17 protein-coding genes are annotated in these 24,138 nt (G+C 71.3%); 4 read left to right on the top strand and 13 right to left on the bottom strand.

Going from position 1 to position 24,138, the window contains the following annotated elements; all coding sequences use genetic code 11:
• Positions 1 to 734: 734 nt before the first annotated feature.
• Complete coding sequence (locus SMA5143A_RS00330; RefSeq protein ID WP_107460791.1) at positions 735 to 2,894, bottom strand: RecQ family ATP-dependent DNA helicase; 2,160 nt, start codon at positions 2,892 to 2,894, stop codon at positions 735 to 737.
• 350 nt (positions 2,895 to 3,244) lie between these two features.
• On the opposite strand from SMA5143A_RS00330, the gene SMA5143A_RS00325 reads away from it, so the two are divergent.
• Positions 3,245 to 3,871, top strand: coding sequence for a hypothetical protein (locus SMA5143A_RS00325; protein WP_055512474.1), 627 nt, complete (start codon positions 3,245 to 3,247; stop codon positions 3,869 to 3,871).
• Between the two features lie 382 nt (positions 3,872 to 4,253).
• Here SMA5143A_RS00325 and SMA5143A_RS00320 read toward each other — a convergent pair whose 3' ends face one another.
• The 3 genes from SMA5143A_RS00320 to SMA5143A_RS00310 all read right to left on the bottom strand — a co-directional run bounded on the left by SMA5143A_RS00320 (position 4,254) and on the right by SMA5143A_RS00310 (position 6,334).
• On the bottom strand, positions 4,254 to 4,859 hold the full coding sequence (locus tag SMA5143A_RS00320) for a hypothetical protein (RefSeq protein WP_107460790.1): 606 nt from the start codon (positions 4,857 to 4,859) through the stop codon (positions 4,254 to 4,256).
• 68 nt (positions 4,860 to 4,927) lie between these two features.
• The gene (locus SMA5143A_RS00315) at positions 4,928 to 5,629 is read right to left on the bottom strand and encodes a ribonuclease HII (protein ID WP_055512478.1); all 702 of its coding nucleotides are present in this window, start codon (positions 5,627 to 5,629) and stop codon (positions 4,928 to 4,930) included.
• A gap of 81 nt (positions 5,630 to 5,710) precedes the next feature.
• On the bottom strand, positions 5,711 to 6,334 hold the full coding sequence (locus tag SMA5143A_RS00310; RefSeq protein ID WP_107460789.1) for a TetR/AcrR family transcriptional regulator: 624 nt from the start codon (positions 6,332 to 6,334) through the stop codon (positions 5,711 to 5,713).
• Between the two features lie 171 nt (positions 6,335 to 6,505).
• On the opposite strand from SMA5143A_RS00310, the gene SMA5143A_RS00305 reads away from it, so the two are divergent.
• Complete coding sequence (locus SMA5143A_RS00305) at positions 6,506 to 8,053, top strand: MFS transporter (RefSeq protein ID WP_107460788.1); 1,548 nt, start codon at positions 6,506 to 6,508, stop codon at positions 8,051 to 8,053.
• A 150-nt stretch (positions 8,054 to 8,203) separates the two neighbouring features.
• On the opposite strand, the gene SMA5143A_RS00300 is transcribed toward SMA5143A_RS00305, so the two are convergent.
• The 4 genes from SMA5143A_RS00300 to SMA5143A_RS00285 form a co-directional block, all read right to left on the bottom strand.
• Positions 8,204 to 10,078 (bottom strand): DUF4153 domain-containing protein, encoded by a 1,875-nt coding sequence (locus SMA5143A_RS00300; protein ID WP_375136439.1) that lies wholly within the window; start codon positions 10,076 to 10,078, stop codon positions 8,204 to 8,206.
• Between the two features lie 300 nt (positions 10,079 to 10,378).
• A complete protein-coding gene (locus tag SMA5143A_RS00295; protein ID WP_107460786.1) occupies positions 10,379 to 11,284 on the bottom strand; it encodes an ADP-ribosylglycohydrolase family protein in 906 nt (301 codons plus the stop codon).
• A 12-nt stretch (positions 11,285 to 11,296) separates the two neighbouring features.
• On the bottom strand, positions 11,297 to 11,956 hold the full coding sequence (locus tag SMA5143A_RS00290) for a histidine phosphatase family protein (RefSeq protein ID WP_107460785.1): 660 nt from the start codon (positions 11,954 to 11,956) through the stop codon (positions 11,297 to 11,299).
• Positions 11,957 to 12,099: 143 nt separating this feature from the next.
• Positions 12,100 to 12,705: a YdbC family protein gene (locus SMA5143A_RS00285; RefSeq protein WP_055512486.1), complete on the bottom strand. Its 606-nt coding sequence runs from the start codon at positions 12,703 to 12,705 to the stop codon at positions 12,100 to 12,102.
• Between the two features lie 154 nt (positions 12,706 to 12,859).
• On the opposite strand from SMA5143A_RS00285, the gene SMA5143A_RS00280 reads away from it, so the two are divergent.
• The gene (locus SMA5143A_RS00280) at positions 12,860 to 13,393 is read left to right on the top strand and encodes a TerD family protein (RefSeq protein WP_375136438.1); all 534 of its coding nucleotides are present in this window, start codon (positions 12,860 to 12,862) and stop codon (positions 13,391 to 13,393) included.
• Positions 13,394 to 13,461: 68 nt separating this feature from the next.
• On the opposite strand, the gene SMA5143A_RS00275 is transcribed toward SMA5143A_RS00280, so the two are convergent.
• Together SMA5143A_RS00275 and nrdR are read right to left on the bottom strand one after the other, a co-directional pair.
• Positions 13,462 to 16,356: a vitamin B12-dependent ribonucleotide reductase gene (locus SMA5143A_RS00275; RefSeq protein WP_107460783.1), complete on the bottom strand. Its 2,895-nt coding sequence runs from the start codon at positions 16,354 to 16,356 to the stop codon at positions 13,462 to 13,464.
• A gap of 160 nt (positions 16,357 to 16,516) precedes the next feature.
• Positions 16,517 to 17,080, bottom strand: coding sequence for a transcriptional regulator NrdR (nrdR, locus tag SMA5143A_RS00270; protein WP_107460782.1), 564 nt, complete (start codon positions 17,078 to 17,080; stop codon positions 16,517 to 16,519).
• A 560-nt stretch (positions 17,081 to 17,640) separates the two neighbouring features.
• Between nrdR and lexA the strand changes: the two genes are divergently transcribed.
• The gene (lexA, locus tag SMA5143A_RS00265; protein ID WP_055512494.1) at positions 17,641 to 18,417 is read left to right on the top strand and encodes a transcriptional repressor LexA; all 777 of its coding nucleotides are present in this window, start codon (positions 17,641 to 17,643) and stop codon (positions 18,415 to 18,417) included.
• 138 nt (positions 18,418 to 18,555) lie between these two features.
• Here the strand turns inward: lexA and SMA5143A_RS00260 are convergent, their stop codons facing one another.
• The 3 genes from SMA5143A_RS00260 to SMA5143A_RS00245 form a co-directional block, all read right to left on the bottom strand.
• Positions 18,556 to 20,550, bottom strand: coding sequence for an ATP-dependent DNA helicase (locus SMA5143A_RS00260; RefSeq protein ID WP_107460781.1), 1,995 nt, complete (start codon positions 20,548 to 20,550; stop codon positions 18,556 to 18,558).
• Positions 20,551 to 20,823: 273 nt separating this feature from the next.
• Positions 20,824 to 21,573 carry a GNAT family N-acetyltransferase gene (locus tag SMA5143A_RS00250; protein ID WP_107460780.1) on the bottom strand — a complete coding sequence of 250 codons (750 nt, stop codon included), beginning with the start codon at positions 21,571 to 21,573 and terminating at the stop codon, positions 20,824 to 20,826.
• Positions 21,574 to 21,643: 70 nt separating this feature from the next.
• Entirely contained in the window at positions 21,644 to 23,785 is a 2,142-nt protein-coding gene (locus SMA5143A_RS00245; RefSeq protein ID WP_375136440.1) for an IucA/IucC family protein, read from the bottom strand.
• Positions 23,786 to 24,138: the final 353 nt, after the last annotated feature.

Genomic DNA, 24,138 nt, shown 5'->3' with positions numbered 1-24,138 from the left:
TCGCGGTCCTCGTACGCGGTGGTCTCCCCTCGCCCACTCCATCCGTTCTGCCCGCTGATGTCACCGTTGCCGGAGGTCCCGGCCGCTTCGCTGTGATTCGTCATGCGGCGACCATCTCGCGGATCTTGAAATTCCGCTTTGACCTGTGGATAAGTCCGACCATGACCACGTCAGAGGTTGTCCACAGATTTGCACCGCTCGTCCCCGCGATGTCGGAGGCGTCGGCTTGCATGGGGCCATGAACGACGCGAACCCGCCCACCCCGGATCCCCGGCATCCGGCCGCAGTCGACTCCGTCCACCCGCTTGGTTTCGGGGCGGAGGCCGGCCCCGAGCCGACCAGGACGTCACTGTGCGGAAAACGAGCCTTGATCCGCTGCCCACCTCGGCCTAGGCCTGAGCGGGGCCGCGGTGGCCGACGACGACCGCGGCATGCGGCCGGACGGGTGACGGAGGCACGGCCGGCCTGCGTCCGCCGAGCTCATCGGAGGTCGGCGAGTCGAGGAACCGCCCGGGGCAGACCGCCAGCACATCCGCGTCCTCGGGACGCTCGTCGCGATCAGCTCGCGAGGCGGGTGCCGGACGGAAGCGTCAGTCGCAGGACGCGGGAGCATCCGTCGCCCGGACTCAGGGAGATCGACTCGCCGCACTGCTCACTCGGGATCAGACAGAAAGTCCCGGCCGGCCCACCGAACTGCCCGACATCCCGCCTGTGTCCGCAGGTGAGGGGAATGCTCAGCCCGCCGTGGCGAGCACCAGGGGCAGCACCGGGCCGGCTCCCGCCCGGCGCAGCAGACGGGCGGAGACGGCGAGGGTCCAGCCGGAGTCGACGAAGTCGTCCACCAGCAGCACGGGGCCCGAGGCCGCGCCGAGAGCCGCGGCCAGTTCGTCGGGCACGATGAGGGCGGCGGACAGTGCCTGGAGGTGCCGTGCGGAGTTGCTGCGGCGGGCCGTGTGCTCGCCGCCCTGCGCGGTGTACGCCAGGCTGCCGAGGAAGGGCAGACGCCCGATGGCGGCGACGCGTTCGGCGAGCGAGGCGACGAGCCGGGGGCGCCGCAGGGAGGGCATGGCGACGACGCCGACGGGTCGGGCGGCGGAGCCGGGACCGTCGGACGCCCAGCCTTCCGAGGAGCGGGCCCAGTCGGCGAGGACCGTCACCACGGCCTTGAGGACATCGTCGGGGACGGGTCCGTCCGAGGCGTTCTCGGCCAGCAGCGGGCGCAGCCGGTTGCCCCACCCGATGTCCGAGAGCCGCCCCAGGGCTCGCCCGGTGGAGCACTGCTCGGCGGCCGGGATACGGCCCTTGAGGTCGACGCCGAGGGCGGGCATCCCCGTCGGCCACATCTTGCGCGGCTCGACCTCGACGCCGGGGCGGGCCAGTTCCTGCGTCGCGCTGGTCAGCGTGTCCGTCGAGACGGAGGAGTCGGCCCAGGCCCCCGCGCAGTTGTCGCACCGGCCGCAGGGGGTGGCACCCTCGTCGTCGAGCTGGTGGCGCAGGAACTCCATCCGGCACCCGGACGTGCTCACGTAGTCGCGCATGGCCTGCTGCTCGGCCGCCCGCTGCTTGGCGACCCACGCGTACCGCTCGGCGTCGTAGTACCAGGGCTCGCCGGTGGAGATCCAGCCGCCCTTGACCCGCTTGACCGCCCCGTCCACGTCGAGCACCTTCAGCATGGTCTCCAGCCGGGTGCGCCGGAGGTCCACGGACGTCTCCAGGGCCGGCACCGACAGCGGCCGTCCCGCTTCGGCGAGGGCCGTGAGGGTCTGCCGGACCTGCGCCTCGGGAGGGAAGGCGGTGTCGGCGAAGTAGCGCCAGATGGCCTCGTCCTCCTTGCCCGGCAGCAGCAGGACATCGGCGTGCGCCACACCGCGCCCCGCGCGCCCCACCTGCTGGTAGTAGGCGATCGGCGAGGACGGCGAACCCAGATGGACCACGAACCCCAGGTCCGGCTTGTCGAAGCCCATACCGAGGGCCGAGGTCGCGACCAGCGCCTTCACCCGGTTCTCCTGGAGGTCGGTCTCGGCCTGGAGCCGGTCGGCGTTCTCCGTGCGCCCCGTGTAGGACGTCACCTCGAAGCCGCGCTGCCGCAGGAAGGCGGTGGCCTCCTCGGCGGCGGCCACCGTGAGGGTGTAGATGATCCCGGAACCCGGGAGCTCCTGGAGGTGCTCCGCCAGCCAGGCCAGCCGGTGTGCCGCGTCGGGCAGGCGGACGACCCCGAGGCGGAGGCTCTCCCGCTCCAGCGGGCCGCGCAGCACCAGGGCCTCGCCGCTGCCGGTGCCCAGCTGCTCGGCCACGTCGGCCGTCACCCGCGCGTTCGCGGTGGCCGTGGTGGCGAGCACCGGTACGCCTGGGCGGAGTTCGGCCAGCATCGCCCTCAACCGGCGGTAGTCCGGCCGGAAGTCGTGTCCCCAGTCGGAGATGCAGTGCGCCTCGTCGACCACCAGCAGACCGGTGGTGGCCGCGAGCCGGGGCAGCACATGCTCGCGGAAGTCCACGGAGTTGAGGCGCTCGGGGCTGACGAGGAGGACGTCGGCCTCACCGCGCTCGACCTCCCCGTAGACGGTCTCCCACTCCTCCGGGTTGGCCGAGTTGATGGTGCGCGCCTGGATGCCGGCGCGCGCCGCCGACTCGACCTGGTTGCGCATCAGCGCCAGCAGGGGCGAGACGATCACCGTCGGACCGGATCCGCGGCGGCGCAGCAGGGCGGTGGCGACGAAGTACACCGCCGACTTGCCCCAGCCGGTGCGCTGCACCACCAGGGCGCGTCGGCGCTCCTCCACGAGGGCCGCCACCGCCTGCCACTGGTCCTCCCGGAGCCTCGCCGACCCCGTGGGGTCGCCGACGAGCTCGGCGAGGATGGCGTCGGCTTCGGCACGGAGCTTCTCGGTGTCCATGTCCCCATGCAACCCGATACCTCGGACAGTCAGCCACCTCACCCCCCGCGACCCCTCCCTCACAAGCAGCCACGACCGGTGTCCCGCCCCGGATCGACACGTCAACAGCGCGCTGCCACCCGCCCCCCGGGGCGTTGCCGACGACTCCCACAGGGCGGGGATATAAACGGTGGATCACCACAAAACCGCCAGTGGCCCCAATTGCTCGTTGCCGCAACCAAGTTCGGCAGGAAGAATTGAGGTCCGCTCCCCGCACGGCCCACCGGTGAACCGGTAGGGCTTCTGCTGCGGCGTGCGCTCCCCCAGTCCGACCCCGCCCGCAGTGTGGGCGCGTAGCCGAAGGGAGGATCGTGACCTTCGGATTCGCTCCGTCCTCGGCGGCCTCCATGTCGACGTCTGCCGACCTGTCCGCCGCTTCCGCCAACCGGTTGCTCGAGCCCGCGGAATGGGCCGCCGCGGGGATTCCGCTGCTGCGTAATCCCCGGGAGGTCGTCAGCGGACTGCACGCGCGCCACCAGCCGCGGCCCGCGACGGCGGTCATCGCCGTCCTGGACCCCGACGAACGGCTGCGGGCGAGCGCCTCGTTCATCAGGCGACCGGCCCCGGCGGACGGCTGGATGTTCCGTAACGCGCTCCTCGCGCAGCTGCGCCGGGTCATCCCGCACGACCTGCGCCGGCGCGCGCCGGTCCGGACGGCCGTCCTGCTGTACTGCCGCGACGGGGACGCGCGTTGGACGGAGGAGGACGGGGCGTGGATGTGGGGACTGCGGGACGCCTGCACCCTGCACGGACTGCGCTGCGGGGCGTACATCACGCTGACACGTGACGGCTGGCAGGTCCTCGGCGAGGGCCGCGGCGGCCGCCGCCCCCACGCGGACTCACCGGCCGAGCCGTTCGCCACGGCCATGGCACCGCCGCCGATACCGCGCACCGGCGGGGTGGCCTCCGAGGTACTGCGCCGAGCGGCGGCCCGCTGACCCGGGGCCTTCGGGCCCTCCCGTCACGCCGACCCCGGCGGCGCCGGCACACTTCAGGCCACGCACGCGCCCCCACACGCCACAGGGCACTCGCGCGTGCGTGCACCTACGGGTACGTGCGCCCGCGCACACACATGCGTAGGGCGTACTCCACCCTCCCGGCCCCGCGCCTCCCCGGCCTCGCACCAGCACCAGCACCAGCCGAGCCTTGCCCGCCCCTCGCTCGCCGTCCCGCCCCGCGCGCGGGCACGCGAAACACCCCGCCGGCACGCCGAAGCGCCCCGTCGCGGGGTGTGGCCGTCACGGCGCCCCGGGGGCCGTGACGGGCACGCGTCGCTCCCCGGTGTGCCCGGACGGGCCTACCGGGAGGGTCCGCGGTCGTTCAGACTCCGGCGCCCAGCAGCGCGTTGATCTTCTGCGGGTCGCCACAGACGATCAGCAGCGCACGCGCCCGGCCGAGAGCCTGGGGCAGTGTCTGCGCGGCGAGGGCCTCGGTGCCGCCGTTGACGGCGACCACGACCACGGGACGCGGCGCGGCGCGCCCGACGGCGGAGGCGTCGGCGTAGAACACGTCGTCTCCCGCGTCGTGCTGGGCCCAGTACGCGCTCTCCCCGAAGGAGAGCTCGTGGGCTGCCCACGGGTGCTGCTCACCGGTGGTGATCACCAGTACGTCGCCGGGGGCGCGCCCCGACTCCAGCAGCAGGTCGACGGCTTCCTCCGCGGCGTCCAGCGCGCCCTCGGCCGAGGCCGGGAGAAGCTGGATCTGCGGATTGGCGGCCGGAGCGGACGGCCCGGGCTTTGCCGCGGTGTGCGACGCGCGCTGGGCCGGCACCGGCCGGGCAGGACCCGGGCGGCCGGGACGCGGCGGGGCCGCGGGACGGGGTCCGGGTACGGGACGAGGGGTCGGCGCGACGCGGCCGCTGGCCGGAGTGGCGCGCGGACCCTGGGCACTCTCGTGAATCTGAGGCTCCTCGGGAATGAGAGGCATGAGCTGATGTTTATCAAACGCCGCGACGACTCGCGTCAGCGGGTGGCACATGAGTGCGAACGAATCCGTCAGAAATCGAAGCCGAGCTGACCCTCGATCTCCGGAACGCTTCCGTCCGCCCAGTTGCGGGCCTTCTTGAGGTGCCGCCACTGGGGCAGCGCATCAAGATACGCCCACGACAACCGGTGGTGCGGGGTGGGCCCCCGCTCCGCCAGAGCGGCCTTGTGCACGGGCGACGGATAGCCGGCGTTGGCCGCAAAACCGAAGTCTGCATGCTCGACACCCAGTTCGGCCATCATTTTGTCGCGCCGAACCTTGGCGATCACCGAGGCCGCCGCGACGGCGACACAGGACTGGTCGCCCTTGATCACCGTACGGACGCGCCAGGGCGAACCGAGGTAGTCGTGCTTGCCGTCGAGTATGACCGCGTCGGGACGCACCGGGAGCGCGTCCAGGGCCCGTACGGCGGCGAGCCGCAGTGCGGCCGTCATCCCCAGGTCGTCGATCTCCTCCGGGGAGGCATGACCGAGGGCGTACGAGGTCACCCACTTCAGCAGTTCCTCGGCGAGCGCCTCGCGGCGCTTGATCGTCAGGAGCTTGGAGTCGGTGAGGCCCTCGGGCGGTCGGCGCAGTCCGGTGATCGCCGCGCAGACGGTGACGGGGCCGGCCCACGCACCTCGCCCCACCTCGTCGACACCGGCAATGACCTTCGCTCCGGTCGTGGCGCGCAGGGAGCGCTCGACGGTGTGAGTAGGTGGTTCGTACGGCATGGCGCCCTTAGCCTACGCCGCCCGTGAGGCGGTGCGACACCCAGGTTCCCGGGGCGGGCGCGGTCCCGCGGCGGGACCGGGTCAGGCGCCCGGCGAGCGCAGCAGCGGCACCATCAACTGGTCGATCATCTCCGCGATCTCCCGCTCACTCCATTCGCTGCCGCACACCTTCGAGCGGTACATCATCATGGCGGGAATGGCGTCGAGGACATAGCCGTTGGCCGCGTCGGGACGGACCTCGCCGCGCCGGATTCCTCGCTCCAGGACCTCCTTCAGCAACTTCACCGTGGGCTCGACGACCCCCCCGATGATCACGGTGTGGAAGCGCTCCGCCTGGAGGGTGTCGCATTCGTGAATCACCGAGCGCAGGGCGAAGCCGGGGCGGGAGAACATCGCCTCGCGGGCCTGGCGGCACAGCTCCAGGAGATCGTCGCGCACGTTTCCGCGATCGGGCGCCTCGTCGAAGCGGGGCAGCCCGGCCTGGAGCGCGTCGGCGACGAGGTCCTCCTTGGACGGCCAGCGCCGGTAGACCGCGGCCTTGCCCGTCTGGGCGCCCGCGGCGACGCCCTCCATGGTGAGGCCGTTCCAGCCGACCGTGCTGAGCTGATCCAGCGCGGCGTCGAGGATCGCGCGTTCGAGTACGGCGCCGCGCCGACGCGGGGAGGCCGTCTGAGCGGGAGCGGCCGTCCAGCGCGAAGTGACCATCTGTGTTTCTCCGTTGAGCCTGGGGGTGGGGATCTCGGCGGGTGCGAGCGGGCGGTCGGGGCGCGCACGGCGGCGACTTCGGTGAACGCTTGCGTTCACTAAGGGGGACTCACTACCGTTGACGCGACAGTGAACGCGAGCGTTCACTAAGGCATTTGTGGGGGACCCATAGTGACAACCTCTCCGTTGATTCAGGATCAGAAGCCGGGAGCAGCCCGCCGGGAGGGGCGTCCCGGCATCGCGCTCACGGTCATCGCGGCCTGCCAACTCATGGTGGTACTGGACGCGACGATTGTGAACATCGCCCTCCCGCACATTCAAGAGTCGCTCAAGTTCAGCACCACCGACCTGACATGGGTGGTCAGCGCGTACACGCTGACGTTCGGCGGGCTGCTGCTCCTGGGGGGCCGGGCCGGGGACATCCTCGGTCGTCGCCGGGTCTTCATGACCGGCATCCTCGTCTTCACGCTCGCCTCGCTCCTCGGCGGTCTCGCCCAGGAGCCCTGGCAGCTGCTGGCCGCGCGCGCCCTCCAGGGTGTGGGTGGCGCGATCGCGTCGCCGACCTCGCTGGCACTGATCACCACGACGTTCCCGGAAGGGCCCGAGCGCAACCGGGCGTTCGGGGTGTTCGCCGCGGTCTCGGCGGGTGGCGGCGCCATCGGTCTGCTCGCGGGCGGCATGCTCACCGAATGGCTCGACTGGCGGTGGGTGCTCTTCGTCAACGTGCCCATCGGTGTGCTGATCGCCGTGCTCGCGCCGATGTACATCAACGAGTCGGAGCGGCACCCCGGACGGTTCGACATAGCGGGCGCGCTCACCTCGACGGCCGGTATGGCGTCCCTGGTGTACGGCTTCATCCGCGCGGCCGAGGAGGGCTGGCGGGACGGCCTGACCATCGGTTCGTTCGCGGCGGCGGTGGTCCTGCTGCTGGCATTCGGCTACATCGAGAGCCGGGCCAAGGAGCCGATCACCCCGCTGAGGATGTTCGCCGACCGCAACCGGTCGGGCACGTACGTGATCATGCTGAGCCTGGCCGCGGCGATGTTCGGCATGTTCTTCTTCATCGTGCTGTTCGTGCAGAACGTGCTGCGGTACACGCCGATCGAGGCCGGTCTCGCCTTCCTGCCGGTGACCGTCGCGATCGTCACGGGCGCCGGTCTGTCACAGCGGTTCCTGCCGGTGCTGGGGCCGAAGCCGTTCATGCTGGGCGGCTCGACGTTGGTCGCGCTCGGTCTCGCCTGGCAGACCCTGATCAGCCCGGACAGCTCCTACGCCAGCGGTGTGCTCGGCCCGATGCTGCTGTTCGGCTTCGGCATGGGGCTGAACTTCGTGACGCTGACCCTGACGGCCGTCTCCGGCGTCGCCCCGCACGAGGCGGGCGCGGCGTCCGGGCTGCTCAACGCCACGCAGCAGGTGGGCGGTTCGCTGGGTCTGTCCATCCTCACCACGGTCTTCGGTACGGCCAGCCGTGAGGAGGGCGAGAAGCAGGTGCGGCTGTTCATGGCGGAGGCGTCCCCCGAGCAGAAGGCCGAGTTCGCGAGGACGCAGCAGCTTCCGGCGCCCTGGAGCCATGAGGTGCTCGCCCATGGCATCGCGACGGCGTTCATCCCCGCCATCGCGATGGCCGTCCTCGCCCTGGCCACCGCCGCGGTGGTCATCAGGGTCCGCAAGAGCGACCTGGACGCCCTCGCGGGAACGGCGGGGCCCGCCGGAGGCTGACCGCCCCCCGCCGACGCCGGACCACGTCCCTGGCCGAGCCGTGGGCAAGGGACGTGGTCCGGCCCGCGAGCCCCGTCCCAGCGCCCCGGCGTCACGGGAGCGCACCGCGGGGACGGCCCCCGGGACGAGGCCAGGGCTCAGGCACCTGCCTCAGTGGAGCAACGGCTCCGGCTCCCACTCCGGCTCACCGCAGGTCGGCCCACTCGCCGGCTCGCTCACCTCGGACGCCACCGGCCGTTCCGCCAGGACGCGCCGGGCCTCGGCCTCGCCCCAACTCGTGGCGTACCAGGGTGTGTCCCGCTCCTCGTCCAGTTCGGCGGCGATGTCCCGCAGCGCGCACGAGCGCATCGGCTCCTCCAGCCGGTCGAGGACGGGTACGGCGTCGGCGGACAGGCCCCTCGCGTACTCCAGGTCGAACCGGCCCGTGGTCTCGTACCGCTCGACGTTGCGCTCGGCGATCAGCTCGTCCGGCGACACGAACCCGAACGCGAGCACCCCGGCGAGCGCGCTGACCGCGACCGCCCGCGGCAGCAGACGGGCACCCCACACCCCGGCCGCCATGATGAGCACGATGACCAGGCCGAGCCACAGCTCCATGGCCACCACCGAGATCCTCAGTCGCGTCAGCCCATAGGCCTCCACATACATGTCCATACGGCGCACAGCGGATGCCACGACAACGAGCGCCAGCGCGCACAGGGTTCCCAGCACGGCCCGCACGAGCGTGCGGTCACTCGATCGGGTGCGCGGCGCCCAGCGCAGCGCCACGACGATGACGGCCAGGGTGAGCAGGGTGGCGGTGAGCAGCTGCCAGAAACCCTGCCGCGCGTACTGGGCGTAGCTCAGCCCGGTCTCCGCCAGTACGGCGTCATAGCCTCCGAAGAGCACGGCGAGCTGGACGGCGTTGAAGGCGGCGAAAAGGACGATCAGTCCGATCAGCGGGAGCGCCCACTCGACGCGGCCACGGGCCCGTGCGGCAGGCACCCGGACCCGGTCCCAGCGGGCCGGCGCCGCGGCCGTGCGGGCCGCGGCGAGCGTCCCGAACAGGCCCAGCGTGAGGAGCAGGACCCGCCAGGGCCCGTCCTCCGTGGAGACGTCCGGTACCAGGGCGCCGAGGAGGTCGGCGAAGGCGGCGTCCGCCTGGGCGAACAGCACGCCGAAGACCAGCAGCAGCCCCGCGGCCACGGCGAGCGAGCGCAGCGCGGGCCCCACCTTGCTCCGGTCGCCGCCCGCGCGTTCCCGCAGCCCCTGCCAGGCCCAGGCGGGGCCGGTGACCAGCGCCGTGCACACGCCGAGGGGGCCGAGCAGGACGGCCGGCCAGGTGCGGCCGCCGTGCAGGGCGAGCGAGCCCGCCGCGAGCGCGGTGACGACGGCGAGGAACGAGGGCCACTCCGCGGCCCGCACGGAGGGCACGACCAGCAGGGCGAGCCCTCCCGCACCCCAGACGAGCGACCAGGCGCGTGGCCGCCGGCCGGCCTGTCGCCCGGCGACGTACACGGCCAGTGTCGCGGGCACGGCGACGACCAGCAGGTTGACCGCCATCCCGTCCCCGAGCAGCAGCATGCTCAGCAGCCCGGTGGCCAGCGCGGCCCAGAGCGTCGCGGTACGGATCGGCGCGGGCTCCTCCACACCGGGCCCGGCCGCACGTGACGGCGGAGACGCCGCCCCACCGGCAGCCGTCCCGACCCCGGCGAGCGACCGTGCCGACTCCGCCCCGGCGACCGACCGTGTCGACCCCGACCGGCTGACCGACTGCGTCGATTTCGACCGGGTGTCCGACTGCGTCGACCCCGACCGGGTGTCCGACCCCGCCGACTCAGCGGCCGAACGCTCCGCCGTGGCGTCCCCCGCCTCCCCCGCACGATCCGCACCCTCCGCAGCCTCCGCGTCCGCGGCATCTGCCGCGACGGCGTCCGCAGCGGCTTCCTTGCCCGCCCGCGCGGGCTCTCGCGCTTCCGAGTCGCGCTGCTCGGCCGAGGCTCGCGTCCGGGGCGTTCGCCCGTCGGACCCGGGCGCTGCCGGCATGGATGGTTGGTCGGACACGGGACCCCCTCCCCCGACCGGCCCTCATCGCCCACCACCGGCGGAATGCCGCTGCGGCGGAAGGCTCGTGGGCCGGTGTCTCGGCGCCGCACCTTGTCAAGATCAACAGCGGCGTGCGGGTCAGGCTATGCGGCACGCCGGGCCATGACAGAGACCGAGAAGCACTCTGTGGCACGCCTGTGACACTTGAGGCGGTTGTGGCGCCGAGCCCAGGGAAGCGGGCCGTCGCCACGCGACCGCCTCGCCCAACGGCCTCGCCGAACCGGCTCCCTCCAGCCGGAACTACCGCACAGGCGCCCAGTCCGGCAGGGCCTCGGTCTGCCCCACCCATCCCTCGGGAGGTGCCCCGTCCTTGCCGCCGGAGGCGACCACTCCCCCGACGATCGCGCAGGTCGTGTCGACGTCACCGCCGGCCTGGGCGGTGGTCCAGAACGCCGTCTCGTAGTCACCGAGGGCGCGCGCGGCCGACCACAGCGCGAACGGCACCGTGTCGTGCGCCGTCGTACGCCGGCCACACCCCAGTACGGCCGCGACCGTGTCCGCGTCGGCGTAGTCGAGCATGTCCCGGGCACGCCGCAGCCCCGCGCCGACGGCACTCTTCGGGACGAGCGCGATGACCCCGTCGAGCAGCGCCTCGGCGGTCGGCGGCCCCGCGGGGTCGGCCACCAGGGCGGCGGCCGCGGCGACGGCCATGGCGCCGACCACGGCCTCGCGGTGCTGGTGGGTGGGGTACGCGGAGATCTCCGCCTGGTGCGTCGCCTGCTCGGGGTCGTCGGCGTACCAGGCGCCCAGCGGGGCGATCCGCATGGCCGCGCCGTTGCCCCAGGATCCCTGGCCGTTGAAGAGGGCGGAGGCCAGTTCACGCCAGTCCCCGCCCTCGCGGACCAGCCGCAGCAGACGGTTGACCGCGGGCCCGTAGCCCCGGTCGAAGTCGTGGTGGACGGCGAAGGAGCGGGCGAGCTCGTCCTGGTCGATCCGCTGGTGGGCGGCGAGGACGGCCACGACGGAGCAGGCCATCTCGGTGTCGTCGGTCCACTGCCAGGGGCCGGGCGGTGTCTCGCGGCGCTTGAGCAGCGGATAGTTCACCGGCACGAAGTACTGCGAGCCCAGCGCGTCCCCCACCGCGAGTCCGCGCAGGCTGGCCAGGGCGCGCTCCAGGCGGCCGTCGGGAGAGGAGTCAGCGGTCATCGCCCTGCCACTCTAGCTGGTGGCCCCGTACGACTCCGGGTCACGCCAGCGGGCGAAGGGCCGGTCGATGGTGTACTTGCCGTTCTCCGCGAGCACGAGCATCCGCATCTCCGCGTTCCCCGGGTTCGACAGGGACTCGAACTCGGCGACCGTCCAGTGGAACCAGCGCATGCAGAACAGCCGCATGGCGAGCCCATGGGTCACGATCAGGACGTTCGGCGGATGGTTGGGGTCCTCGAAGCTACGGAACAGGCTCTCCAGGAAATTGCCGACCCGGTCGTACACATCGGCCCCGGACTCCCCCTGCGCGAAGCGGTAGAAGAAGTGGCCGTACGCGTCCCGGTAGGCCTTCTGGAGGCGTACCTCCTCGGGGTCCTGCCAGTTGCCCCAGTCCTGCTCCCGCAGACGGGGCTCCTCTCGTACGCGCACCTGCTCGGGGTCCAGATGGAAGGCCTGGAAGGTCTCGTGCGTCCGGCGGTACGGGGAGACGTAGACGCTGACGCGCTCCCGGCCGAACAGCTCCCGGAGCCGTTTGCCGGTCTCCTCGGCCTGCTGCCAGCCCAGGTCGGTGAGCGCCAGAGCGTGGTCGGGCTCGCGTTCGTACACGGTGTCATCAACATTGCCCGTTGACTCGCCGTGCCGGACAAGGACGATGCGCCGTGGTCGTGCCATGCCAAAACCCTAAAGGGGGCGAGGCCGGAACGAGCACCTGTCCGGGTCACCTACGGCGTAGATCACACGGATCCTGACAGTCCGGTTGCCGGACCCCGCCCGAGTCCGGCGTCCCGGCGTGCCGGGGCGGGCCCCTCTCGGTGTCAGACCGTCCAGCTCGGCTCCAGCTCCACGATGTCGCCCGCGAGGGCGGCGACATCCGCCTCGATCTGGGCCCGCAGGGCGAGGCGCTCGATGCGTTCGACACGGTATTTGCCGTGCTCGGCGGCCGACTGCCACATGGAGAGGATCAAGAACTCATGGCCCGGCGCCTCGCCGAACAGGCCCCGCAGCATTCCGGGGGAACCGGCCATCGCGGGGTTCCAGACCTTCTCCTGCATCAGCGCGAAGTGCTCGGCGCGCTCCTCGTGGACACGGCAGTGCGCCACCCGTACGAGGTCGGCGTCCCCGAAGCGCGGCTCGAAGCCGGTCTTCACGTCGAAGCGGTAGTCGAACAGCTTGACCTGCGTGTCCTTGTGGGTGCCGGACTGCGAGGCGGCCAGACGGTCGTGGGACCGTGCCATGAAGGAGTCGTAGAAGGCACGGCTCTCCCAGAACGAGAAGATGTGCGCCACCCCGGGTCGTGCCCGGCTCCAGCCCCCACCCTGTCCACGGAATCCCGGCTCCCCCAGAAGCCCCGCCCACTTTCGCTGCCCCCGCTCGAAGCCGCGGCGGTCGACCACGGTGCAGCGAATCCACTTGACCAGCACCGCGCCATGGTAAGGCCACGGAGCGTGGCGCCGGTCACTCTCCGGCGGGTTGTGGCCCGGCGAGCGCCGGCGTACGCATGCGAGGATGGGCAACTGGCCTGGACTGGGGAGCAGTTCGGCCCTCACGCACCGGAGAACGGGGAGGAGAGTTCTGTTGAACGGCCTCAACAAGGGCATCCGCAAGGTCGAGGTGTCGCTGAAGTGGGATCCGAGCCCCGCCGGTCAGCCGCCCTCGGACCTCGACATCGTCGCGGCGACCTACCCGGCGGCCGACCCGAACGGCGATCCTGCCTACGTCGTGCACTTCGACAGCCGCTCGCCCGACGGCACCATCACCCTCAACCGTGACAGCAAGACCGGCCAGGGCTTCGGCTGGGACGAGGTGATGACGGTCGAGCTGAACCGCCTCGACAGCCGGTACGGGCGGGTGGTGATCGGCGTCGCCATACAGCAGGGGGCGAGCCCGAAGACCTTCGGTGACGTCAGCAATCCGGCCCTGCGCATCCGCGAGGACTACACCGTCCTCGCCGAGGACGAGTTCGCCTCCGTCCAGGGCTCCACGGCCGCGGTCATCGCCGAGTTCGTCCGGGACGGCTCCGGCTCCTGGAGCTTCCTCCCCGGCCTCCACGGCTACGACGAGGACCCGGCGACCTTCGCCCGCGTGATGGGCGCCCCGCGCGAAGCCTGACGCATCGCGCCACGGACGCCGAAGGGCGGCACGGCCGGAGCCGTGCCGCCCTTCAGTGCCTCAAGAGGTCAGCTGCAACCGCTGGTCGAGCCGCAGCCCTCACAGATGTAGCAGGAACCGGCCCGCTGCATCTTCGTACCGCAGGAGAAGCAGAGCGGGGCGTCGGCGTGGATGCCCAGCTGCATCTCCACCAGCTCGGCGCTGGTGTGCGCCTGCTTCGGGGCGGGCTTGGCCGCCTCGACCTCGGCCCGCGGCGTGGCCACGGCCTTCAGGTCCGTCTGCCGCGGGGCCGACTGGGCCAGGCCCTCGACGTCCACGTCATCCTCGGCGGGCTCGTACGAACCCGTCTCCAGGTGGCGCTGGCGCTCCTCGGCGGAGTGGATGCCGAGCGCGGAACGCGTCTCGAAGGGCAGGAAGTCCAGCGCCAGGCGGCGGAAGATGTAGTCGACGATCGACTGGGCCATCCGCACGTCCGGGTCGTCCGTCATACCGGCCGGCTCGAAGCGCATGTTGGTGAACTTCGAGACGTACGTCTCCAGCGGCACGCCGTACTGGAGGCCGACGGAGACCGCGATGGAGAAGGCGTCCATCATGCCCGCGAGGGTGGAGCCCTGCTTGGACATCTTCAGGAAGACCTCGCCGAGACCGTCGTCCGGGTAGGAGTTGGCGGTCATGTAGCCCTCGGCACCGCCGACGGTGAAGGACGTGGTGATGCCGGGGCGTCCCTTCGGGAGGCGCTTGCGGACCGGGCGGTACTCGACGACCTTCTCGACCGCGGTCCGGATGGTTTCCTCGGCCTTCTCGGTGATCTCCGCCTTCTCCGAGTCCTTGGTCTTGGCGGAGAGCGGCTGGCCGACCTTGCAGTTGTCGCGGTAGATCGCCAGCGCCTTGACGCCGAGCTTCCAGGCCTCGAAGTAGATCTCCTCGACCTCCTCGACGGTCGCCGTCTCCGGCATGTTGACCGTCTTGGAGATGGCGCCCGAGATCCACGGCTGGATCGCGGCCATCATGCGGACGTGGCCCATCGGGGAGATGGCCCGCTCGCCCATGGCGCAGTCGAAGACCTCGTAGTGCTCCGGCTTGAGGCTCGGGGCGTCGATCACATTGCCGTTCTCGGCGATGTGGGCGACGATCGCCTCGATCTGCTCCTCCTGGTAGCCCAGGCGGCGCAGGGCCTGCGGGACCGTGCCGTTGACGATCTGCATCGAGCCGCCGCCGACCAGCTTCTTGAACTTGACCAGCGCCAGGTCCGGCTCGACACCGGTGGTGTCGCAGGACATCGCGAGGCCGATGGTGCCGGTGGGGGCGAGCACCGAGGCCTGGGAGTTGCGGAAGCCGTTCTTCTCGCCGAGGCGGACCACGTCCTGCCAGGCCTCCGTGGCGGCGGCCCAGACCGGGGTGTCCAGGTCGTCCATGCGCACGGCGGTGCCGTTGGCGTCGGAGTGCTGCTTCATGACGCGGTTGTGGGCGTCGGCGTTGCGGGCGTAGCCGTCGTACGGGCCGACGACCGCGGCCAGTTCGGCGGAGCGGCGGTAGGCCGTACCCGTCATCAGCGAGGTGATGGCGCCGGCGAGGGCGCGCCCGCCGTCGGAGTCGTACGCGTGGCCGGTCGCCATGAGCAGGGCGCCGAGGTTGGCGTAGCCGATGCCGAGCTGGCGGAAGGCGCGGGTGTTCTCGCCGATCTTCTGGGTCGGGAAGTCCGCGAAGCAGATCGAGATGTCCATCGCGGTGATGACCAGCTCGACGACCTTCTGGAACCGCTCGACGTCGAAGGACTGGCTGCCCTTGCCGTCGTCGTTCAGGAACTTCATCAGGTTCAGCGAGGCGAGGTTGCAGGACGTGTTGTCCAGGTGCATGTACTCGCTGCACGGGTTCGACGCGGTGATCCGGCCGGACTCGGGGCAGGTGTGCCAGTTGTTGATGGTGTCGTCGTACTGGATGCCGGGGTCGGCACAGGCCCAGGCGGCCTCGGCGATCTTGCGGAACAGCGCCTTGGCGTCGACCTGCTCGATGACCTCGCCGGTCATCCGGGCACGCAGACCGAAGTCGCCGCCCGCCTCGACGGCCGTCATGAACTCGTCGTTCACCCGGACCGAGTTGTTGGCGTTCTGGTACTGGACGGAGGTGATGTCGTCGCCACCGAGGTCCATGTCGAAGCCAGCGTCGCGCAGGACGCGGATCTTCTCCTCCTCCTTCACCTTGGTCTCGATGAAGTCCTCGATGTCCGGGTGGTCCACGTCGAGAACGACCATCTTGGCGGCGCGGCGGGTGGCACCGCCCGACTTGATCGTTCCTGCGGACGCGTCGGCGCCGCGCATGAAGGAGACGGGACCGGAGGCGTTGCCACCGGAGGAGAGCAGTTCCTTGGAGGAACGGATACGGGAGAGGTTCAGGCCGGCACCGGAGCCGCCCTTGAAGATCATGCCCTCTTCCTTGTACCAGTCGAGGATCGACTCCATGGAGTCGTCGACGGCCAGGATGAAGCAGGCGGAGACCTGCTGGGGCTGCGGGGTGCCCACGTTGAACCAGACGGGGCTGTTGAAGCTGAAGATCTGGTGCAGGAGGGCGTACGCCAGTTCGTGCTCGAAGATCTCGGCGTCGGCGGGCGAGGCGAAGTACTTGTAGTCCTCACCGGCCTTCCGGTACGTCTTCACGATGCGGTCGATGAGCTGCTTCAGGCTCACCTCGCGCTGCGGGGTGCCCACGGCGCCCCGGAAGTACTTGCTGGTGACGATGTTGACCGCGTTCACCGACCAGAACTCGGGGAACTCGACGCCACGCTGCTCGAAGTTGACCGAGCCGTCGCGCCAGTTGGTCATGACGACGTCACGGCGCTCCCAGGCCACCTCGTCGTACGGGTGCACGCCGGGGGTGGTGTGGATGCGCTCGATACGCAGGCCCTTGCTCGCCTTGGTGCCCTTGGCGCGGGAACTCCGTGCCGGACCGCTCGCCGTCTCTGTCATGCCGCCTCCCTGTATCGGGCTAAAACGCCCTGAAGTGCCACTTTGTTCCTGTGACACGGTGTTCTGTCTTGTGTCGCGACCCGGCCCGCACAGCCGTCCGCGACAGGTCTCGATCGCCGCCGATCACCCGGTCCTGGCGGTCCGGAGGTGCGGCCCGCCCTCAGTCGGCGGCGTTGGCGGGCACGGGGACTTGAGCAGCCCCTCCGGACCCGCGGTCGTTCCCCTGGCACCCCTCGACCGCGTTGCCGACGCCGTCGTCGTCCGCGTCGGGGCGCTTCCCCTGCTCTTCCCTGAGTTCCGCGATGGCGGCCTCGAAGTCCTCCAGCGAGTCGAACGCCCGGTAGACCGAGGCGAACCGCAAGTAGGCGACGAGGTCGAGTTCCTGCAGCGGACCGAGTATGGCCAGACCCACGTCGTGGGTGGTCAGTTCGGCGCTGCCGGTGGCGCGCACCGCCTCCTCGACCCGTTGGCCGAGCTGGGCGAGCGCGTCCTCGGTGACAGGCCGTCCCTGGCATGCCTTGCGGACGCCGTTGATGACCTTGGTACGACTGAAGGGTTCGGTCACACCGGACCTCTTGACCACCATCAGCGAGCACGTCTCCACCGTCGTGAAACGACGGGAGCAGTCCGGACACTGGCGGCGCCTGCGGATCGACGTGCCGTCGTCCGTCGTACGACTGTCGACGACACGGCTGTCGGGGTGCCTGCAGAAGGGACAGTGCATAACTCCAACCCTCCTCACAGCACGACTCAATAGCCCCACGAGCCTCTTGGACCCCGCGGAAGCAGCCCCAAGCATAGGGGATGACCATGAGCCCTCAGACCGGGGGGACCACAACTTCTGGGCTGTTACCGCAATCCAAGCACTAGATGTAGGGCCTGGCAGGTAAATCCCCACACGACGCGCGTGTCGCACCCGTACCGGCGAGCGCCGGACGGAGGAGTCGTCGCGGAGCGCATCCGCGCCGTCGCGGAACGGACCCGAACACACCGGAACGGACCGGACCGCGAGGAGAACCGGAGAAAGCCGGGTACCGGTACCCGACGAAAGAAGGGGGGAGTGGCAGACTGTGCCGCGCGGCGACAGCGGCCCACGAAGCCCCCGCCCCGGCGGTGAAGAGTACAGCAATCAGCGGTTTTGTCCGCCCGGAGCAGCCGAGCCATACACCTGCACACATGGTCACGTCAGGTAATCCACGGTTTTTCACTCGAACGTGTGTTTGGCGCAACCTTTCGAAAGCAACTACCGTTGTGCTGCACGGGAGACCATCGAGAGGGGCCGACGTGACCACGACCGCAGACAGCGCCACCATCACTGCCCAGGACCGCTCCCAGGGCCGACTCGAGCCGGTGCACGCGATGAACGAAGTTCCGAACCATGAGGGGCCCAAGCGGGCCCTGCCCGGCCGACCTCCAGGCATCAGGGCGGACAGCTCCGGACTGACCGACCGGCAGCGCAGGGTGATCGAGGTCATCAGGGACTCCGTGCAGCGGCGCGGATACCCGCCGTCGATGCGGGAGATCGGTCAGGCGGTCGGCCTGTCGAGCACGTCTTCCGTGGCGCACCAGCTGATGGCCCTGGAGCGCAAGGGCTTCCTGCGCCGCGACCCGCACCGCCCTCGTGCCTACGAGGTCCGCGGGTCCGACCAGGCGGCGGCGCAGCCGACCGACACCGCCGGCAAGCCCGCCGCGTCATATGTGCCGCTCGTCGGCCGGATCGCGGCCGGTGGCCCGATCCTGGCGGAGGAGTCGGTGGAGGACGTGTTCCCGCTTCCGCGCCAGCTGGTCGGTGACGGCGAGCTGTTCGTCCTGAAGGTCGTGGGTGACTCCATGATCGAGGCCGCGATCTGTGACGGCGACTGGGTGACGGTCCGGCGCCAGCCGGTCGCCGAGAACGGCGACATCGTGGCCGCCATGCTGGACGGCGAAGCCACGGTCAAGCGCTTCAAGCGCGAGGACGGCCATGTGTGGCTGCTGCCGCACAACGCCGCCTATGAGCCCATCCCGGGTGACGACGCGACCATCCTCGGCAAGGTGGTGGCGGTCCTGCGCCGCGTCTGACCCCTCACGACGGACGGCCTCCCGTGCCGGTCCGCGCCCCTGATCCGGGCCCCGGAACCCACTGCGCCGGTTCCGGGGTCCTGGGCTTTCTGTGCCCGGTGGCCCGTCCCCTGTCGGGGGGCGGGCCACCGGCTTTTCCTAGGCCTCTTCCAGGGCCTTCGCCTCTTCCAGGGCCTTCGCCGCCTGGTCGATCGCGGCGAGCGACTTCCGCACCTGGTTACGGTCCGTCGTGTACCAGAAGTCGGGCAGCGATGCCTTCAGGTAGCTGCCGTACCGCGCTGTGGCCAGCCTCTGGTCGAGGACGGCGACGACACCCCGGTCGCCCTGGGCCCGCACGAGGCGGCCGGCGCCCTGGGCCATCAGCAGGGCGGCGTGGGTGGCCGCCACCGCCATGAAGCCGTTGCCGCCCGCTTCCTCTACGGCCTTCTGGCGGGCGCTCATCAACGGATCGTCGGGACGCGGGAACGGGATCTTGTCCATGACGACCAGCTGGCAGCTGGGGCCCGGCACGTCGACGCCCTGCCAGAGCGAGAGCGTGCCGAACAGACAGGTCTTCGGGTCGGCCGCGAAGCCCTTGATCAGCTCGCCCAGTGTCTCCTCGCCCTGGAGGAGGATCGGGAACTCCGGGATGCGGACCCGGAGGTCCTCCGCCGCCAGTTGGGCCGCCCGCATCGACGAGAACAGGCCGAGTGTCCGGCCGCCGGCCGCCTGGATCAGCTCCGTGAGCTCGTCCAGCATGTCCGCCCGGTCACCGTCCCGCGCGGGCCGCGACAGATGCTTGGCGACGTAGAGGATGCCCTGCTTCGGGTAGTCGAACGGCGAGCCGACGTCGACGCCCTTCCACTGTGGGACGTCGTCCCCCTCGGTGCCCTCGGGCGCCAGCCCCAGGGACGCCCCCACGCCGTTGAAGTCGCCACCCAGCTTCAGGGTGGCCGAGGTCAGGGTGACGGAACGGTCCGCGAAGAGCTTCTCCCTGAGGAGGCCCGACACGGACATGGGGGCCACGCGCAGGGAGGCGCCGAAGCGGTCGTGCCGCTCGTACCAGACGACGTCCCACTCGGAGCCGTTGCTGATGCGCTCCGCGACCTCGTGCACGTTCTCCACGGCGGCCAGGGCCTGCTTGCGGACGGCGTCCTCGTCCTGGACGGACTTGTCGCGGGTGGTGCCGATCGCGGTGATCACCGTGCGGGCGGCGTCGCGCAGCGCCATCAGGGCGTACGCCAGGTCCTCGGGGATCTCCTCCAGGCGCCCGGGCAGCGCCAGCTCCATCAGCCGTTCGAAGCCCTCGGCGGCGGTCTGGAGCTGGTCGGCGGCCTTCTCGTTGACGAGTTTCGCCGCTCGCTTCACCGCGCGGTTGACCTGCCCCGGGGTCAGCTCGCCGGTGGCCACGCCGGTCACCCGCGAGACCAGTTCGTGGGCCTCGTCGACGATCAGCACCTCGTGCTGCGGGAGCACCGGGGCGCCCTCGATGGCGTCGATCGCGAGCAGGGCGTGGTTGGTGACGACGACCTCGGCGAGCTTGGCGCGCTCCCGGGCCATCTCGGCGAAGCACTCGGCGCCGTACGCACACTTCGAGGCACCCAGGCACTCCCGCGACGACACGGACACCTGGGACCAGGCGCGGTCGGAGACACCGGGGGTGAGGTCGTCCCGGTCGCCGGTCTCGGTCTCCTGCGACCAGTCCCGCAGCCGTAGCAGGTCCTGGCCCAGTTTGCTGGAGGGGGCGGCCGCCTCGAACTGGTCGAAGAGGCCGTCCTCCTCGTCCTGGGGCACGCCCTCGTTGAGGCGGTGCAGACACAGGTAGTTCGACCGGCCCTTGAGCATCGCGAACTCGGGGCGGCGGCGCAGCAGCGGATGCAACGCGTCGACCGTTCTCGGCAGGTCCCGCTCCACGAGCTGCCGCTGTAGGGCCAGGGTCGCCGTGGCCACGACGACGCGCTCCCCCTGCGCCAGGGCTGGCACCAGGTAGCCCAGCGACTTACCGGTGCCGGTGCCCGCCTGGACCAGCAGATGGGAGCCGTCGTCGATCGCCTCCGCGACGGCTTCGGCCATGGTCACCTGGCCGGGGCGCTCCATGCCGCCGACGGCGGTGACGGCGGCGTGCAGGAGTTCGTGGAGTGAGGGCTTCGTCATAGCGCGACCACCCTACGGCGCGGCACTGACAAACGGGTGATCACGGCGGAGGAGGCGGGGGTGGAGAGAGGGGCGAGGGTGGGGACGGGTGGGGCGGGACGGAGATCGGGACGGAGGGCGGGGCGCGGGATCACGAGGGTTCTCTTCGGTGGGGAGAGGGAGGGAAGCGGGCGCCGGTCGGCGTGCGCGGCATGTCGTCCGACCCGATCGGGAACCGGATCGGGCCGGGCGGTGTACCAGGAATGACGGCGTCACAGCAGGTGCACATCGGATCTACATCAGATCGCGCAGCAGCCGGTCCCGGATCATGAGGGCGGCCCGTTTGTCGGGCAGGTCGACCTCCGCGGAGAACCGGAAACCGGCGGTGAGGAAAGCGGAGACGGAGGGGAAGTTGCGAAGGTCGGGTTCCGCGACGACGCGGGCGCAGGAAGGACGGTTGTCCAGGACGAGATCGGCGACGGCGCGGAGCAGGGCGGAGCCGAGACCTCTCCCCCGGTCGGCCACCGGACCGATGAGGAGGTGGACGCCTGTGTCGTGGGGGCGGGCCGGGTAGTGGCGGGCGATGGGGTCGAGGTCCGCCCGGTAGATCTCCCAGTAGCTCATCGGGGTGCCGTCCAGCACACCGAGGCAGGGCACACTGCGGCCGTCCCCGTCGAGCTGGGCCCGGAGGTGGTTCGCGGTCACCTCCTCGGGTCCGGCGAGTTTCCAGGACGAGGCCACGGCGGAGTCGTTCATCCATCGGGTGATCAGCGGGAGGTCCCGTTCGAGGCGGACGGGGAGGAGGCGCAGCGTTCCTACCGGGGTGACCGCGGGTCTCCAGGCGGCGAGGTGATCCAGCAGTTCCCCTGTGCCCGACAGTGCCGCCCCGCCCGGGTCGGTTCCCCCACCGTCCGGGTCGGTGTCCTCCGCGAGGAACGCGGCCAGGTCGTCGGGCAGGCGCAGTTCGAGTGTGTCCTCGTTGCTCGGGGCCCGGGTGGTGCCCGTGTCGGTGCCGGATGTGGTGCTCGCATCGGTGGGAGGCACGCGACGCTCCTCTCAGGGGATGGGGTGGGTCATGTTCCTCGGGGCGTGAAGGGAGTCGACGGTGATCGGGTCAGCGGTGGAGGGGGTTGGCGATGGTGACGTAGACGGACTGGGTGTCGACCGGGCCGACGAGTTCGTCGAGGCCGTTCAGCCGGGTCAGCAGGTTGGCCTTGCAGCGCAGGACGGGTGAGTCGAGCAGCAGGGCCGGCAGGGGGGTGGCCAGCCGGGCGGGGCCGGTGGCGACATCGGTGAGGAAGCGGCGGAAGGCGGCGAGCAGCAGTCGCTCGTCGGCGAGGCCCTGCGAGCCGAACGCACCGATGAGACCGAGCACGTTGTTGATGCCGAGGTAGTAGGCGAACCGTTCGTCGGTGACCTCGTCGGAGACGAAGGTGTCGCTGTTCTCGCCGATGCCGGGCAGTCGGGCGTCGAGGTCCGCGCGGCGGGACTCGCGGAAGTAGTAGCCCTGGTTGTCGCGGTATCGCCCGCCCCTGGGCCAGCCGTCGGGGTCCAGCAGGAGGACGGTGTTCTGCTGGTGGGCTTCGAGGGCGATCCCGGCCTCGCTGTCCAGCCACAGCACGGGCCGCACGACTTGCTCCAGGTAGCGCAGGAACCACTCGGCGGCGACGGCGCCTCGGGGGCGCCTGGTGCTCCCGGCGAGCCGGGTGACGGCCTCGGCGAGCCGGGACCGCATGACGGGCCCTTCCGGAAGACGGTCGGCATGGCCGGGCGCCTGCGGGTCCGCGTGGTGATGGGGCGCCCACCCGGGGAGGGAGGCTCGCTGCCCGGGGATGCGGGGTGCCTGGTGCTCGCCATGCGGGTGCGGTTCGTCCGCGAACGGCCCCTCAGCCAGTGGCCCGCCCGCCGGCGCTCGGTCCCTGTACGGCCTCGGTGATACGAGCCCGGCCACACAGCACGCGTCGTCCGCCGGGCCGAACGGGTTGTGCCGGATCACCACGTCCAGGCCGGGCACAGGGTCGCCGCCCGGCCCGGTGACCGCCAGCCAGGCCGGGTCGCGGACGATGTCGAACCCCGGATGGACGGCCTGCCACTCCATGGCCAGACCGGTGCGCAGCAGGCGGTGGACCTCTACGCCCCGGTGGAGTTCCTTGCGGAGGTTCTCCCGACGGGAGTTGGTGATCCGCAGCCCCAGCGACAGCTTCAGCATCGCGGGGGCGGCGGTGCGGTGCACGGTACGGACGGAGGAGGTGGGGTGCCACGGGGAGCCGTGGGGGCCGAGGTCGAGCAGCAGTCCGGCGTCCAGGAGGGCGGCGACGGTCGGGCGGTGTCGGACCTCGCGCAGTTGCCAGGGGTGGACGGGCAGGGCGGCGTAGCCGTCGGGCAGTGGTAGGCCGGGGCCGGCCAGTCGTGCGGTCAACTGCTCGGCCGGAACGACTCGGCCGCGCTCCGTCCACGCCGAGTCGGTCGACAGAACGGAGGGTGCGACAGCCAGCCAGTGCAAGCGGAAGGAGCCACGCGACTCGGGTGAGTAGAGCTGCGCCTCCGCCTCGGACAGCCCTACCCGACTCTTCGGGGTGGGGTGCAGCGGGTGTCCCAGGACGAGGGCCTGCTCAGCGGCGAGGAACAGATCCGGCGCGTCACCCGGCTGGACCCGACGTTCGGCGATGAAGCCGGCGACGCGCCGGACGGAGTCGGCGACCCGACCGACGAGGTCGAGTGAGTCGAGCGGGGTCGACTGGCCGAAGGAAACCGACTGGTCATGTGGGGCCGGTTGGCCGAGTGGGGCCGGTTGGCCGAGTGGGGCCGGTTGGGCGTGCGGGGCGGACTGGCTGTGCGGGGACGCTTGGTCGTGCAGTCCCGCTTGACCGTGCGGTGCGGGCCGGCCCTGGGGTGGCGCGTGACCACCCCAGGCCAACTGATCGGCAGCCGACGGCACCGGGGGGCGTGTCGCGGCGGTCCGCACCACGGCCGCGGGCAAGCCGTCGACGACCATCGCGTCGAGCGCACCCGTCGCGGCCGTGTCCGCCCCTGCCGCCGCCTCTCTGGACAGCAACGCCGCCACCGTCACCGCGTCGGCGGGCGGTGCCGTCTCGGGGGCGTCGGCGAGGCGGGGGAAGCCGAAGCGGTGCCAGCCGGTCGGGGACCAGTAGTGGATGGGGACGAGGAGGGCCGTACCGGTGGCGGGGAGGGGGATGCGGAGGGTGGCTTCGTCGTCGCGGGTGAGGTCGTGCTCGCGTACCCAGCAGCGCAGCAGGTTCTCGACGGCCGCGGCCTGGGCCGCGATGTTCGGGTCGGGGTGGTCGAGGAGTTCGGCGGTGGGGTGGGGCTCGTGGCCGGTGGCCCGGTGTCGGGAGGATGTGTCTGCCGGCACGGCGGCCTCAGGCTCGGCTGGGGCAAGGGGCGCCCGTGGGGCGGGGGCATCGTCCTCGGACGCGTCGGTGCGGCCTTCGGAGGCGGGGGTCGCGGTCAAGGGAGTTCCTGGATGTGGTGGTCCGGGCGGGAGCGGTCGTGCGGTGGTCCCGCGCGAGGCGGTCGTGCGGGGTGGTCGTGCGGTGGTCCGCGCGAGGCGGTTGCGGTGGTCCGGGCGGGGTGGTCCCGCGGTCGTGC

The organism is Streptomyces sp. MA5143a (assembly GCF_900290235.1).
Lineage (GTDB): Bacteria > Actinomycetota > Actinomycetes > Streptomycetales > Streptomycetaceae > Streptomyces.
The sequence above is the reverse complement of the archived record's forward strand: the minus strand, read 5'-3'. Positions and strand labels throughout refer to the sequence as shown.